The following is a 15,902-nucleotide window of genomic DNA, read 5'->3' as shown; positions in this document are numbered from 1 at the left end:
TTTTTATCCTATCGATGCTCTATTAATGTACTATATTCCAAGTAAACAAAACAAGCACAGCATTTATATTGAAAATGGTATTTGCATCTGTTACTCAGGAAGACCAAACATCCGTGAAAGGTATTTAACCTCTTCCGCTCTCTGTTCCTGGTTATCCCTAATATGCATCTGTATGAGCTTCTTATCCTTGAGATCTTTTTCCACCTGTGGGTCCATTTTCATAGGATTTCCCCATTTCTCTTCATAAAACATCTCCTCGAAGGGACGATGAGGTCTTTGCCCACCTCCTTCCCTCCCTTCCGCAGGGTATCCAATTGCCATCCCAAGACTTACATCTGCAGTGTCGGGAAGACTTAACGCCTTCTTTAACCTAGCGTCGGTTCTTCCAATATCCTCATGTAAACTAGTAAATAGACAAACTCCTAATCCCATATCAACCGCTGCTAAGACCGCATTCTGAACACCTAATGAGGCTTCTTGGGTTCCTATGAGAAATTCATTTATCGGTCCCCGAATACTGGGATTGAAGTCGCTTTCCTTTTCAACGAATTCCTCAATAACCTGATGGCTTAGGCCGTGACTTGGATTTAAAGCCTTGACGTCATAGAGCTCTTTAAGAGCATCTATCCACCCACTCCATTTGGCACGGTCAACAACAAAATATAGAATTAGAGGAGCCTGTTGTACATGAACCTGATTGTATCCACCTTCCTCAGCAGCTTTTATTATCTCTGGTGAAGCTTTTTTCTTGTTGATGACAATACAGCGCCAAACCCAGGTATTACCCCAATGGGAAGCCTGTCTCGCCGCCTCCAAAATGGTCTGAATCTTCCAGTCCTCAACATACTTCCATGGTTGGAAATATCTTATAGACCTTCTAGTTCCAATGGCTTCTAAGGTTTCCACCTGTTGTTTCCTCCTTTCTTCTATCTGTGGCTAATGTTTTATTTTGCAATCTGCTTCCCCTATTTTAAAGTAACCCCACCAGGATGAGACCAGACCTTGCGATTCCTGAACATTTTTATACCGTTAAAGATAAAAAACCCCTCCAGCATATTCCCATAGGTGTCTCTAATTGAAGAAATGCCTTCTAGTCCCTCAATAAATTTGTTTATTCTCTCGTTGTAAAAATCCCTTTTTTTGAGTTTCGGTTTATGGGTATTAAAATTATAAACCTCATTTACCAATTCGTCGGGGTTTTTTGTCACAAATTCACAGAATTTCTCAAGTAATTCCAGGCGCAGATTTATTTCATTTGGATCTTTGTATCGCCCACGAAGCTCTTTAAGCCATATCTGAACACTTTTATAAGTCTCAAGTTGCGCACGATCCTGCTTCTCCATCATAACCATCTCCGTTCATTAAACAATATCTCTCCTTAGTGAAGGCTAATAAAGTGCCTACGTTTTCAGATATCAGGCTTATATATGTTTAAATTTCATATTCTCCGTACCATTTTATCCTAACTTCGGTAGGAGAAACCGAGCGGCCTTTATAATTAACGCTGCCCTTTATTCCCTTGAACTTGCCTGTTCCTCCAACTAACTTTCATGTCCCTTCTAGAGTTATTTGGTCACCTGAAACGGTTGTCTCACCCTCGAGGGTACCCCAGTCCCGATCTCCATCTGGAAGCAAGTTAGTGTAGTAAGCTCGATGAGAACCCGTACTTTTAACAAGATCAGACATGACCAGTTAAGTAATAATTGCACCGTTCCATCTGGCGTCTGAACATTTCTGTAAGCCTGCCACCTGCGCTAGATTTAGCTCATGTTTAGCTAAATGAGGCAAAGATACAGCAGTTTGCCAATTTACTTTTCCAGTGAATGATCCAGAAAACTTAGTCATTTTTTCTATTCCTCCTTTCATTGTTATTTATAGTCGATTATTAATCTCATTTTCCGCATAAAGCGATTTTATGCATAAATTATTTCAATTCGTTTAATTCCTTACGGACTCTGGTTATGCTTTCTTCATCTCCTAGCTTCTCAAACATTGGGAGGGCTTGTTCTAAATACTCCTTAGCCTTCTCTATTTGTACTTGACTTTTATTTAGAAGCCCCAGTGCTAAAAAGCTGTAGGGGAGACTTCCTTCCGCTCCTGTTTCTTTTATGATTTCAATACTTTTAGTCAGGCACATTTCTCCTTTTCTCCAATAAGTAGACCCCCGTTGAGTATAAACCACGCCGAGAGTCCGGTAGGCATGGGCTTCTTCAATTCTATTTCCATGTTTCCTGGCAAGTTTTATAGCTTTAGTGGCATAGGCGAATGCTTTAGATATATCCCCCGCTCTAAGATATGACTCCCCTAAAAGCGCATCAAAAAGGACTCCCCACCAATAAGGACCTTTCTTTTCTTCAAGCATCAGCAGACTTTTCTCAAGAAGTTCTATACCCTTTTTTGTATCCCCCAATCTGACAAAGCCGTAACCAAGGAAACAGCTCGGAAGAAGCAGATAATAAATATCGCCGCTATCCTTAAAGAGGCTTATACTTTTTTGAAGAGTTTCTATTCCCTCCTTCAGGTGACCATGTAGTACATAGTTATGCCCAAGGTAATAGTATCCAGAGGCAACCCTCCTCACCTCTCCTATATCCTCTGCCATCTTAATGCTCTTCCATATATATTTTCCCCCTTTATCTAAATCCCCCATCCAAGAATACGCAGTGCCCATAAGTCCCAAGGAGTGGATGACCGCTTGAACATTTCCGACCCTTTCATTTAGCGTGATGCTTTCCAGGAAAAGTTCTATCGCACGGGGAAGGTCTCCCTTTTTAAAGTAAAGAGATGCAAGCACATAATACGCACTGGCTATGAGCTTCTCATCTCCTATATCCTTTGCTATCTCTAAGCACCTGTTAGCGAATTTAACCCCAATATCGGGATGCTCAAAATAATATATAGATATACTCATTTGATAATAGATCTTTGCTAATCTAGTGTCATCCTCAAGTTCCTCTGCTAAATTCTCTGCTTCCCCAAGGAGCTTTAGACACGTTTTTGCGGTTTCATAGAATATTAATTCACCTACTAGCTTGAGTATCACATCGGTGGTTCGAATTTGATTCTCCCTACTTTTAGGGAGCTTTCGGAGAAGTTCAAGGGCTTCTTCGTAGTAAGACCTTGCATCGATATGGGAGTAGAGCCCCACTGCTTTGTCCCCAGCCAGGATAAGATAATGAAGTGATTTTTCCTTGTTATCACTATTTTTATAATGATGTGCGAGTGTGTTGTAATATTCCTCCAGTCTGTCTACGTAAAGTTCCTTAATAGCATCTCCTATAACTTCATGAAGCTCTCTTCGCTTTTTAATAAGCATGCTTTGGTAGGCTACATCCTGCGTTAAGGCGTGTTTGAATAGGTATTCCCTCTCAGGGAAAATGCTTTTTTCGTATATGAATTCTAACCTTATAAGTTCCCTTAAATTACCCTCAAGATTATCCGCTACATCCGGTATTTTCCGTAACAGATTAAGTGCAAACTCTCTGCCTATAACAGAGGCAATTTGAAGGGTCTTTTTGAGATTTTCATCCAGCCTGTCAACTCTAGCCATTATAACGTTTTGCACTCTATCTGGAATATCCAATTTCGATATATCCTTAGTAAGAATGTATCGTCCATTTTCAGGTTTAAGAACTCCACCTTCCTTGAAGGAGGTGACAACCTCCTCTATGAAAAATGGGTTTCCCTCGGCCTGTTCTGTAATAAGCTTCTTTATATTCCCAGGGGCTTCTTTCCCATCTAGCATTGCTTCTATTATCTGTATGCTATCTGCTTTGGTAAGCTGGTTGAGGGGAATTTGCGTATAATAGGATTTGCCGATAAAAGGATGAGTATAACCCGGTCTGTAAGTTAGAAGCAACAGAAAAGGATACCTTTGGAGACCTTCGCCTAAATAGCTCAAATACTCTGCCGAAGCACTATCTATCCAGTGGACATTTTCAATAGTTACAACAAGCGGTCTTATCTGGGAGCCTATTAAGTATAAAGACCTTACTGCATCATAAGTTCTTCTCTTTTTTTCGCTATCGTCTAAGTCCTTAAGGAAATCATCACTTCCTTTTAGTGACAGTAGATAATAGAGGTAAGGAAGGATCCATTCTAACCCTACAGCCATCCTATCTATCTCTGATTCAAGTTTTTTCCTTATAGTTGATTCATCATCGATAGATTCTATCCCGAAATTGCTCTTTATTTGGTCAATTATAGGAAGATAAGGGGTTGGCAGACCGTATGAGAGGCATCTGGATTCTAGATAGGTTATTTTGTCCATCTCTACAGACTTGCGGAACTCATATATGAGACGGGATTTGCCAATTCCTGCTTCTCCAACAATGCCTATTACCTGTCCTAACGCTTCACTAATCTTACCAAGGTGGTAAATGAGTATCTCTAATTCCTTCTCTCTTCCTACAAATTTAGTTAGTCCCTTCCCCTTTGCAATATCAACCGGGGCTCTAGACCTCTTTAGCCTTCGGACCCTGTAGGCTCTTACAGGTAGTGATTTACCTTTGACTTCTAGATGACCCAGGGACTTAATATCGAAGTAGTCTTGGACGAGCTTATAGGTGCTCTCGCTTACAAGGACTGTTCCTGGCTCCGCTAAAGTCTCCAACCGCGAGGCTAGATTGGTAGTGTCTCCCATTGCTGTGTAATCCATCCTAAGATCACTACCAATGCTACCCACTACTACCAATCCTGTATTAATGCCTATTCTCATCTTAAGATCTATTCCTTTTTCTTTTTTAAGTTCATTCCCGTACTTATTAAGTGATCTCTGAATTGCTAAAGCTGCGTTCACAGCCCTGTAAGGATGGTCCTCTAAAGCCAGAGGGGCTCCAAAAAGAGCCATTGCCCCGTCTCCTGTAAACTGGTTTATGATTCCCTCAAAACGGTGTACTTCTACTATAATAATCTCAAAGCATCTATTCATTAGGGCGCGTACTTCCTCAGGATCCATCCTCTCGGATAGAGCAGTAAATCCGGATACATCGGCAAAAAGGACAGAAACTCGCTTCCTTTCCCCTTCGATACTGCTTCTTGTAGCCAAAATTTTCTCAGCAAGATTTTGAGGTATATAGCTTTGGGGTTTGTCTAATTGTAATTGGAGAGGTTCATTATCTTTTACAATCCGGTCTAACTTATAACCACACTCATCACAGAATTTGGCATCTGAATCCAGTTTGCCACCACATTCAGGACATACTAATTCTAATTTGGCACCGCATTCCTTGCAGTATTTTGCTTTCTCACGGTTTAGATAGTTACATGAAGGGCAAATCATCCGCCCACCGATTCCATTGTGTTTTCTGTACTTCAAATATTCTCAACTATAAAAGGTACTATATCACAGGTTTGAAATATATAAACCGGGGGCAGAGTTTTGTTATTTTATTTTGCTGTTGATGGGCGATTTCACACTCTCGATGAATACTAAGTGGATGACGAGCAAATACTCGCTTTTCGGATAATAGCCAAAAATGTGACAGACTTCATTTTTACTCTTAAGACTTTTTTAAGAGGATTTGGGCCACAGCCCTTTGAGACGAGACCCGATTTCTCGAATTTGATTATTTTCTTAAAATGGTATAAATCATATTTTTAGGCCCGCCGTACTGACCCTAACGGATTCCAGTGTCTATGTGTATGTCTACGCGCGTTTCCTGTCCTTCAGTTATGGTTACCGTAGCTGGTAAGTCCTTAGTAAACTCGATACCATCAAGAGAGGTGATATCGACAACATAGGTGCCAGGAGCTAGGTTGATGCTGTACAGACCTTGATCATCGGTTATTACTGAGCTGACTTCCTCTCCCGTTGGAGTCATGATCAGAAGTTCTTCACCGGGGGCAACCTCTGAAGAGGGTGTATCATCGCCCTCTACTGGCGATAGGGGCCCCCTCGTTACCTCGCCGTCAAGGGTTCCTGTCACTACCTCTTCCGTTTCGTCGTTAGGATTAAAGTTACCGGAATCAGTACCACACCCAACGACAGTTACGCCTATGACGAAAGCCAAAAGTAGAAAACCCAGATTATATTTAATGATTCCCATTGGATTGGCTCCTCCGCCTATAAAGATACATTCCCATAAATAAAAGAACAACAATTGAAATAGGGGACGCCCTTTTTCAAAAAATAGGGACAATAAAAAGCAATGGTTAGGGCATCAGTATTGCTGGAAGTGTCTGTCCCCATAAATGAATTTTACTTAAAATCAGTTATGTCAAATTTCAAGGACTGAAGCCTTTTATCTTTCGCAATTTTGATAGTTATGGACTATCGGTGTTTTAAATCTAACATTCCGTTAACTTTCAACTCCAATATGCCATCTGTTTTGAGCTTTTCAATAACGTTGTCAATTTTGCTATTGGTATCACTGCGAGTGGCCTGAAATCCCAAGAGCCTTGACGCTTGAATTGCTAAATCATCTTGCAGAGTGCCGTGTTGATGTTTAAGTACCAATTTTAAAGCTTCGGCAATTTCTTCTTCACATATTAAATCAATCTTAGGTGGTGGATCAGCGATCCGTTTTCGCACTTTCGGTTCTTTTAGATCAGCGGGCCACAGAAAGTTACCATGAATGTTCAATTTTCCATCTCTTTCAGCTTGTCTTGCTGCTTTTTCAATTGACTCATAAATTCTGTCACCAGCTCGCCCTAGTCCCCAAAGAGTACGTATACGGCGAACAACTTCGTCAAGACGTACTGGACCTTCTATTTTAACAACTTGAGCTACAGCTTGACTAAGGCTCTCTATAGGTTGTTCGTGTAATTCTCCGTCAGTGGAAATACCTAAGTAAGTGCAGACATTATAGTCCAAAATTTCATCTTTAAGAGATTGATTATTTTGGCTTACATATTTTTCGTAAATTGAAGGTGTTTGATCGGAGAAGTAAAGTTTCAACCATTCTGGTCCATCAGGGTCTTTTACATCGTTATTGTGCTTCAATATTATTGAGTTTTGAGCTTGATGAGAAGAATTATCAAGCGATTGTTTTTCCCTGGCTTTTGTTACTGCTTCAAGCAGTTTTTTCTCACTTTCTTTACGATTTCTATACCAATCTGTTGACCATATTCGATGGACGTACCAACCTTTATCCTCAAGGATTTGTTGCCGCAACCTATCTCTGTCTCTGGCAACGGGTGAGGAATGATACTTTGCTCCATCACATTCAATACCCATTAGATACTTACCTGGCTGATCTGAATCAATAATTCCAATGTCCACTCGAAATCCGGCACAACCGATTTGTTTATTTGCTGTATAACCATGATCTTTTAGAAACGTATAGACTGATTCCTCAAAGGGAGACTCCGTATCTTCTTCAAACGTCCCTATATTGGTAAGCTTTCTATGCTCTGCAAATTCTAAAAAGGTTTTTAAGGCTCGTAATCCAAAAACAGAGTTTTCGTCGACACTAAGATCGGCTGATTTGAAGTTTGAGAAAACAACACACCTCTCTCTGGCACGTGTTATAAGAACATTTAGCCGTCTGTAACCGCCATCTTTGTTAAGAGGCCCAAAGTTATGACTAAGTTTTCCGTCGACGTCCTTGCCAAAACCTATACTTAAAAAAATGACATCTCTTTCGTCGCCTTGTATAGTTTCTAAGTTTTTGACGAAAAAATGTTCCTCTCTGTCACTTCTAAAAAATTCTTCCATCTCTGGATTTTGCCGAAGTTGCAATTCAATTTCCTCGAGAATCGCTTCTTGCTGTTTTATATTGAAAGTCCCTACTCCAAGGCTCTTCTTAGGATACCTTTTATAATGCTCTATGCAGGCCTTAGCTACTTCTTTAGCTTCAATACGATTTACAGAGCTACGACCAGGATCATAGATCGAATGTGGAAGGTATTCAAGTTTAAGTCCCAACTGATCAGGATCATTAACAGGAGAGGGGTATATGAGAAGTTTGTTATCATAAAACACTTGATTAGAAACGGCTATTAATGATTCATGTTTGCTACGGTAGTGCCATTTCAATATATTGGTAGGGAAACTTGTCTTACAAAGGTGTAAAATACTTTCCATGTCAGTTACCTGAACGGAAATTTCATGATCTTCTTCATCCCTTTCAATCATAACATCAAAGAAAGTGGTAGGAGGAAGCTGTTTTGTATCTCCCATAACTACAAGTTGGTTACCTCGTAATAGAGATCCAATTGCATCCTCTGGCTTTACCTGGCTTGCTTCGTCATAAATAATTACATCGAATCTAATGGTGGTGGGATCAAGAAACTGTGCAATAGAGAGTGGACTCATCATAAAGCATTGTTTGATTTTCTGTATTAGATTACCGCAACTGATAAGGAGTTTCCGTATAGGCATATGTCCCCTTTTTCTATTCATTTCTCCCATAAGAATCCCAGCTTCGGATCCTTTAGATGACCCACCTGATATTGGTGGACGCATTCGGTACAGTTCGTTCTTTAGCCTGACCCGGTTCCTACGAATTATCTCGAGATCTAGATCTCTGAAACTTCTAATTTTTTTTTCATGTAATTCCCCTATGAAAGTTAATAAAGCTGGCCGTTCTTTAAAAGCAAAATTTAAAAGATAGTTTGTAAAATTCCCCTGGAAGCAACATTCTAGATCCTCGGGTACTACGCTATCATTTTCAACAAATTGGAGTATTGGCTCAGCTATGGTCTGCTTTAAGTTGTTTTTGCGTGTAACATATTGTGACCACAGATGTAGTTTCCCTAGCTCTGCTCTCCAAAGTTGTAATTGAGCAGTTATATGAGAGAAAGAAACATTGTTTATATCAGTACCGAAAATAAATTCATACTCTGAATTAATTTTCATTTTTAAAACATTGATTTTATCATGAAATCTTTTTGCATTTTCTTCTACTTCATTAATTTGTTTTTCGATTTCTTGTCTTGATATTCCAGAATTAATAAGGTCTGCCGAACGTTCAGAAAGCACTTTGCTTAGTATTTGTTTGCGGTAAGTGGTAATCCATTTCGAGAAATTTCGTAGAGCATTTGAATGGCTATTTTCACTTTTCCACAGAGAACCAAATAATGATTTTCCTGGATTATTAAATTCCCTAATCTGTTCACGTTGATTTAGGAGATCGACTAAACTTTGGAGATCTGAGATTATCTCTCGATTGTTTTTCGGAGTTGATTTCTCCTTGTAAAAAGAGTTGATTTCACGCTTAAGTGAACGATATTTTGTAAAAGGTAGAAACCTTAGAAATTTTCCAGACTCCGTATTGAATTGGTCAAGTACTTTAGAAATATCTTGGTCAAGTGACTCAGTTTTAAATTTTTTAAGTATTTTTTCAAGTTCATTATGAAATGATTCTATCATCTCAATAATATTTGAAGCTTTTTCACTAGGTTCATTCCACTCTGAATTTAGCAAAACATTACGATCAATTGGTTCGGAATCTGCCATCACCATAGCTGCTTCTAAAGATTTAGTTATGTCATTCAAACATAGAGAAGTATTTATGGCACACGCCTCGGACAGACTTTTGTTCGAATCGTTAAGAATTTTTAAACTTTCTAAACATTCATCGATCAAGCCTTTAATTATTATTTCATCGGATTGCAACACGTTTTCAGGTTCGCAACCCCTCCAGGCATTACTGCTAATAAGTCTTACTAAAGGTAATATTTCCTCTAATTCCTTAATTTTTGATTTTGCCAAACTCAATTGATTTTGGTTTACCTTTTCTGGGGACTGAAATAAGACAGTTGGCATCTCGCGATTGACATTTTTGTAGTGGCGATAGACCCTTTCCTTTATTTGATATAGTTCATATACATTTATTCCAGAATCCCCAACTCCTTCTCTTAATGCTTTAGCATAATTATTAAGTTCGGATTTAAGGTTTTCTAAATGTTCAAAATCATTTTCGGGTACATGCGCATTTGGAGGAGTAATATTGATAGTGCGTTCAAGTTCTTTGAGCATATCTTTCTTCTTAGTTTTTCGACTATGTAACTCAAGACAAAAATCTCCAAGACCTAAAGAATCAAGACGGCTTTTCACAACCTCAAGTGCCGCCATCTTCTGACTAATGAAGAGAACGCTTTTTTGCTTAATTAGAAGTTCTGCGATTAAGTTTGTAATAGTTTGAGATTTTCCTGTTCCAGGAGGTCCTTCAACTACTAGATTTTGACCTGCTTTGATATTTTCTATAACTGCTATTTGTGAAGGGTCAGCATCCATGATATGATAAACGTCTCGGCTACTGAGTTTCTCATCGATTTCTCTTTCAGAAAATCCATTATAACAACTCTCATACTCATAGGAGGGGTCAAATATAGATCTAATTAATGGAAAGCTCTCTAGAGACATATCGTCTGGCCAATTCTTCAAATCAAGGTCTTTCCACATTACAAATTTGGTAAAACTGAAGAAATCCAAATATATATCACTATAAATTTTCCAACTTGACATTGAAGATATTGATTTCTTAACGGAGTCAAAGTAAGAAACGATTCCTTCTTTAGTGTCGGGCATTTCAAAATCAGGTAATGAGATAAATTGCTGTTTGAGTTTTTCCTTAAGTGAAATATTTGTAATGATGTCTTCACCTGTCCACTTGAGCTTGAATCTCGAACGAACATTTAAGCGTTCTAGTTCTGTAGGGATTAATATTAGAGGTGCTCGTCTTGATTCCGATGAATTAGGACTTTCTGTCCATTCTAAAATACCCAGAGCTAGAAAAAGAATTGTATAACCCTGTTCCTCAAGAACTGAATTAGATTCTTGAAAAACATAGAATAAATGTTTCTGAAGTGATTCAGCTTCCAAATTTGTTTGTAGGAACCGGTCACTATACTTATTGGCTAATTCTGAATCGGGTGGTGGCAACTCCCAAAGTATCGATTCATCATCTTTTTCTGAGTAAATTTGAATTTCCTTCTGTGCTTCAAATGAGGGTTTTTCCTGCTGAATATTTACAGAGTTATTAGTAATTTTTGGTGAAAATTCCATAGCCTTTTCTTTAATAACCAAAATTTCATAAATTTCTCTAGGAATTTCATCCACTATTTTGAGAGTCCTTCTTTTAGTCGGCTTATGATTTAGAAGCCGATTAAACATAGTTAGATCTAATAAATTTTTTCGAGCTTGTTCTATTTGATTATTAATCTGATCCATCTCAGTTTTAAATGATTGAATTCAAATTTTGGATTAAATGATGCAACCTAATATTCGATTTATTGTAAATCAAAACATATTAGAAAATCAAATTGAGAATATTAATACGATTTATTCTTATACAAATTTACTGGAGAATATTAGTGACACATCTGGACTATGGGCAATTCATGAGCTTTTCCAATTTATTGAAGGCTTGATTTTATTCTGAGCACAGTTCTTTAGGAAAAGATTCATCAACTTCTGATATGGGATGTCTGGCGCTGCCGCAATCTTTTTAAAATAATCAATTGTCTCGGTTTCAAGACGTATCGTAATCTGTTTTTTAAGTTTTTTTATATAAGGATTTCTTACAGATTTAGAGAAATCATATTCTCTTCTCATTTCGTTTTCTCCTTTCATGAAATTTTGTTTGATTCCTCGTTGCGTTCCTTGCGGATATAATTCTTACCACCTCATCTTCTTCCCGATAGCTGTGACCAACTACCAACATTCGAAGTTTGTCACTCAAACCTAACAAAATAAAACGATCTTCTTCCTCAGAATGGTCTGGGTCCCAAATTAGTCTGGCATTGACATCGTAAAAGAAACTTTTCGCTTCCTCAAAAGAACTTTATGCCTTTTCTGATTTTCGCGATTCTTATTCTCATCCCATTCAAAATTGAAATTATTCATGATTTAAAATAATTATTTTAGCAATATAACTTAGTTGTAAAATATTATACGTTTTAATGATAATATGTAACTTCGTTTGATGAATAAAAAAACGAACGGGGCCTGCAATTGCCAATTGTTTTATCTCAAGAAGTCATGGATCATAGGAGTGTCGTTGATATTTGTAGTTTAATTAAACCCTATTTTAGGATTGGTTTTACAAAGAAAGATTTCTCATATTCATTCAGCATGACTATTTGATGGATCCCCGATTACATTCTTCGGGAATGACCGTTGGATGTGGAAACCTGAAGGTTTCCTCTACATTGAAGAATCACTCCCATCATGGTTGGTCCCCATGAATGGTAAAGGAGGTTTTTTGGAAGGCGAGGTTGGAAAACCTCGCCTATCGCTTGTGCCTATCTATGCTTTATCTTAAGGGGTATAATGTTATCAGACTGTTGGCTTAATGTTCTGGTTAACTCTGAAAAGGTTTGTTGGATCGTACTTGTTTTTGATCTGGACCAGACGCTCATAGTTATCACCGTAAGTAGCTTTTATCCTATTTTCTCCCTCTTCCATCATGAAATTCAGGTACGCCCCACCGGCGGAGTAGGGATGGAGCGCAGACCAGTACTCCCGGACCCACTCACTGTTCTTGGGTGTATCAGCCGGGTCAGAATTCGCCGAGGCAATTACATGTACGAAGTCTGCATCTCGGTGATTGAAAGCAGTCTCGTCCTTTTTAACACGATGAGCTGCCCCACTAGTGGGATAGATGTAAAGTGCTGAATTATACTTGGCAATATCAGGCCCATACTTAAGGTGCACCTCAATAGCATCGTCAATCAGCTCCTTAACGAAATCGGCCTTCCAATAGTACTGTAGCCCAAAGGGTACAAGGGCGTCGAGTGCGCTTTGAAGAGCGGGATAGGGTATGTGGCCGAGGTACTCAAATATAGGAGGACCAAATTTACGGAGTGGTCGGATAACCTCCTCCGCCTTTTCCGTTGGTCCAGCATAGCAACGCACGACCCCACAGACAGTTTTATTGTGTAAATGATCAGGGAAAGGCGGCCCCGGCGGTACTACCAGGAAAGAAAAGAGACCGCTCATATCTTCGGGTGCCTTTGCCATGTATTCCCTGTATAAACGCATAGCACCTCTGGCCTCTTGGAGTGAATAGAGTATTGGGCCAGCGAATACCGTGCTAACGGGATGCAACTTGAACTCGAAGGATGTAACAATCACAAAGTTGCCACCACCACCACGCAAGCCCCAGAATAGATCATTGTTCTCTTTATTGCTTGCAGTGATGAAACGACCGTCTGCAGTCACCACATCAACCGAAATTAGGTTTGTCGCACGACGGGCCGCACTTTCGCGTAAGGTAACCGATACCACCCCCAAGAGTGACACCGGCGATTCCTGTGGTAGAGATGATCCCGCCAGTAGTTGCTAACCCAAAAGCATGGGTTTCGTGGTCAAGATCGCCCCATGTGCATCCACCTGCAGCGCGGGCAGTCCGCTTCGTGGGATCAACTCGAATGCTCTTCATGGATGATAGGTCGATTACAACAGCATCATCCCACACGGCAAATCCGGCAACATTGTGGCCGCCTCCTCTTATCGCGAGAATAAGCTTGTTCTCACGAGCAAAATTGACAGCAGATATAACGTCCGAAACCCCGGCACAGCGCAAAATCAGGCATGGATGCCGGTCTATCATTCCGTTATGAACCTTGCGTGCATCATCATATCCTTCATCTTCGGGAAGGATTAATTCGCCCCGCAAACTTGCCTTTAATTCTTCCACCGCTTTTTCCTTTAGCACGATTTCAGCACCTGTAATACTTCTAATTTTGTTGTTTACCATAATTTACCTCCCTTTAATAAAAGTCTGTCAAGCCTTGTTAAAAAAGGCTTTATGAGATTTTAAATTAGAATGTTTAAACACCAAACGCAATATGAGTTTGAAAACCCAATTTACGAAGGAGTAAACTAAATTAATGATTATGAGCACTTTATGATAGTACGGCATGTTACACATTTTTGAGTGGTTGTATTATTTTCGCGAGAGCTCTCCAAGCAACGCCTGTGCTTCCTTCAAGTCCGGGGTATCAAATCCCTCTGTGAACCAGCTATATATCTCGGCCAGCATCTGCAGTGCTTCTTCTTTCTTGTCCTGTTTCTGCAAAAGACGACTAAAACTAGTCACTGCTCGCAGCTCTAAGGACCTTGCACTCTGGCGGCGGGCAATTTCCATGGCCTTCCGATAGCAATCCTCAACTTCGGCCTCGGCAGCGTTCAGCTTTAACAGCAACTCCCCCCTTAACCTATAAAGCTCCGCCTCCCACCATCGTTCCGACTTTTTATCAACAAAAGAAAAGGCCTCTCTTAGCACGTTCAAGCCTTCTTCGGCCCTTTCAGCTTCACCATATGCCTCAGCCAACAAGGCAAGATAATAGGGAAGGGATCTCTCTGCCCCAGTGGAACGCAAGTCAGCTAGCCCTTGATGCATTATTTCAATACTTTTCTTAGCCTCCCCCTGTACAGCCTGTGTCCAGCCCTGAATAATATTTCCCCATGCCAAGTAATACACAAAGCCATGCTCAGTACATAAAGCGATTGCTTCCTCTGCTTTTTCTCGAGCAGAATTTCTATCCCTGCAAAATTGATGAAACATTGAAGCATAGTCAAGGGCCAAAGCAAGGCTTAAGGGGTGAGATAGATCATTAGCCAGTGTCAGAGCACCGCGGCACTTCTTTAGGGCCTGCTCGGGATAGCCTAATTGCCATAGAACATGAGCTTCCCATGATAGGCAAAATACTCCAAGGTCCGGGCCGAAAAACAAGGTATGAGCGCGGTGCTTCTGAGGATCATAGAGGGCAATGCCTTGTTCTAAATGTTTTCTGGCAGGGGTAAAATCTCCAAGACAGTATAGGGCCATACCTAATGCATGATGGGCGGCTAAGAAGATTTCCGCATCGTCATTACGTTGAGCCATATTGAAGAGTATTTTCCCAAGATCATGCGTTGAATTGTGCTCCGCTCGCACAAGATAGAATGAGCAAAGGACCCATAGAACTGGATAAAGCTTGAGGGTTTCACCCAATTGTTGGCAGAGCTCTCGAGCGCGTGCATAGGCTTGCTCGACTTCTGGGGCAGCCCAGCCTTTAGTTGCTATTAAAGCTGGCCCAAGTGTGATCAACAGGTCCAACTCTTGCTGTGTACGCTCAGTTGTGTCTGGCATTGCCTTGAGCAACTCCAGACCCTTAGTGAGATGACTGATGGCCTCCAAATTGGCCGATCTTTCCCTGGCTCTCTGTCCTGCATCCTTCAAATAGGGAATCGCTTGCTCAAATAGGCCTGCCTCAGTAAAGTGATGGGCTAAAAGTTCAGGCTGGGTCTCGATGGTATCGGGGAATTTCTCCTCTAAAATTTGCGTAATTTTCTGATGGTAAAGCTGCCTTTTACTCTTTAGCAGAGATTGATATGCCGTATCCTGAATTAGTGCGTGTTTGAAGATGTATCTGGCTTGGGGCGGTATACCTCTCTGATAGAGAAGTTCTGCATCCACTAGCTTTGCTAATTCTCTCTCCAGAGTCGCCTCATCAAAGGGCGAGACCGCCTGGAGCAATTCATAGCTAAACTCCCTTCCAAGTGTGGCTGCCAATTGTGCCACCTCTTTTGCAGTGACTAACCTGTCGAGTCGGGCTATGAGTGAATCATGCAGCGTTGTGGGAATTGCCAGCGGCGGGAGGGGACCTGTTAGTTCATAGGATCCATCCTGCTCTCTAAGTAATCCTGACTCCAAAATCATTTTGGTTAACTCTTCTACAAAGAGCGGAACTCCATCGGTTTTCGTCACCAATTGCTTAATCACAGTTAACGGCAGAGTCTTGCCTCCTGCCACCCTCTCAGCCATAACCATCACCTGTTTTTGTGATAAACGGTTTAGCGTTATCTGGGTGATGTGTGAACGAAATGTCCATGGGGGGAAGAAATCCGGGCGAAAAGTGAGAAGAGTATAAATGGGAGCAGTAGGTACGCGTTCCACAAGGAGACTAAGAAATTCCAAAGTCGATGGGTCTACCCAATGCAAGTCCTCGATGATACGAATAACCGGTTG

At 40.5% G+C, this 15,902-nt stretch carries 7 protein-coding genes and 2 pseudogenes; all 9 read right to left on the bottom strand.

Annotated features, from left to right (window positions below):
- Nucleotides 1-90: 90 nt before the first annotated feature.
- Nucleotides 91-906 (bottom strand): nitroreductase family protein, encoded by an 816-nt coding sequence (locus VGA95_09310; GenBank protein ID HEX9666736.1) that lies wholly within the window; start codon nt 904-906, stop codon nt 91-93.
- Between the two features lie 59 nt (nt 907-965).
- Entirely contained in the window at nt 966-1,346 is a 381-nt protein-coding gene (locus tag VGA95_09305) for a hypothetical protein (protein ID HEX9666735.1), read from the bottom strand.
- A gap of 578 nt (nt 1,347-1,924) precedes the next feature.
- Nucleotides 1,925-5,317: an adenylate/guanylate cyclase domain-containing protein gene (locus VGA95_09300; protein HEX9666734.1), complete on the bottom strand. Its 3,393-nt coding sequence runs from the start codon at nt 5,315-5,317 to the stop codon at nt 1,925-1,927.
- 301 nt (nt 5,318-5,618) lie between these two features.
- A complete protein-coding gene (locus VGA95_09295; GenBank protein HEX9666733.1) occupies nt 5,619-6,047 on the bottom strand; it encodes a carboxypeptidase-like regulatory domain-containing protein in 429 nt (142 codons plus the stop codon).
- Nucleotides 6,048-6,271: 224 nt separating this feature from the next.
- Nucleotides 6,272-11,116, bottom strand: a complete 4,845-nt coding sequence (locus tag VGA95_09290) for a DUF3320 domain-containing protein (protein HEX9666732.1) — start codon at nt 11,114-11,116, stop codon at nt 6,272-6,274.
- 168 nt (nt 11,117-11,284) lie between these two features.
- Nucleotides 11,285-11,500 carry a CopG family antitoxin gene (locus VGA95_09285; protein HEX9666731.1) on the bottom strand — a complete coding sequence of 72 codons (216 nt, stop codon included), beginning with the start codon at nt 11,498-11,500 and terminating at the stop codon, nt 11,285-11,287.
- Nucleotides 11,484-11,791 (bottom strand): annotated as a pseudogene (locus VGA95_09280) (BrnT family toxin). Before VGA95_09280 ends, VGA95_09285 begins: the two are co-directional and overlap by 17 nt.
- 432 nt (nt 11,792-12,223) lie before the next feature.
- Nucleotides 12,224-13,646, bottom strand: a pseudogene (locus VGA95_09275) (FAD-binding oxidoreductase).
- Between the two features lie 189 nt (nt 13,647-13,835).
- Nucleotides 13,836-15,902, bottom strand: a 2,067-nt coding sequence (locus VGA95_09270; GenBank protein ID HEX9666730.1) for a hypothetical protein, incomplete at its 5' end; no start/stop codon positions are given.

It is taken from the genome of Thermodesulfobacteriota bacterium (assembly GCA_036397855.1).
GTDB lineage: Bacteria > Desulfobacterota_D > UBA1144 > Nemesobacterales > CSP1-2 > DASWID01.
This window is presented reverse-complemented; position numbering and strand designations above follow the sequence as displayed.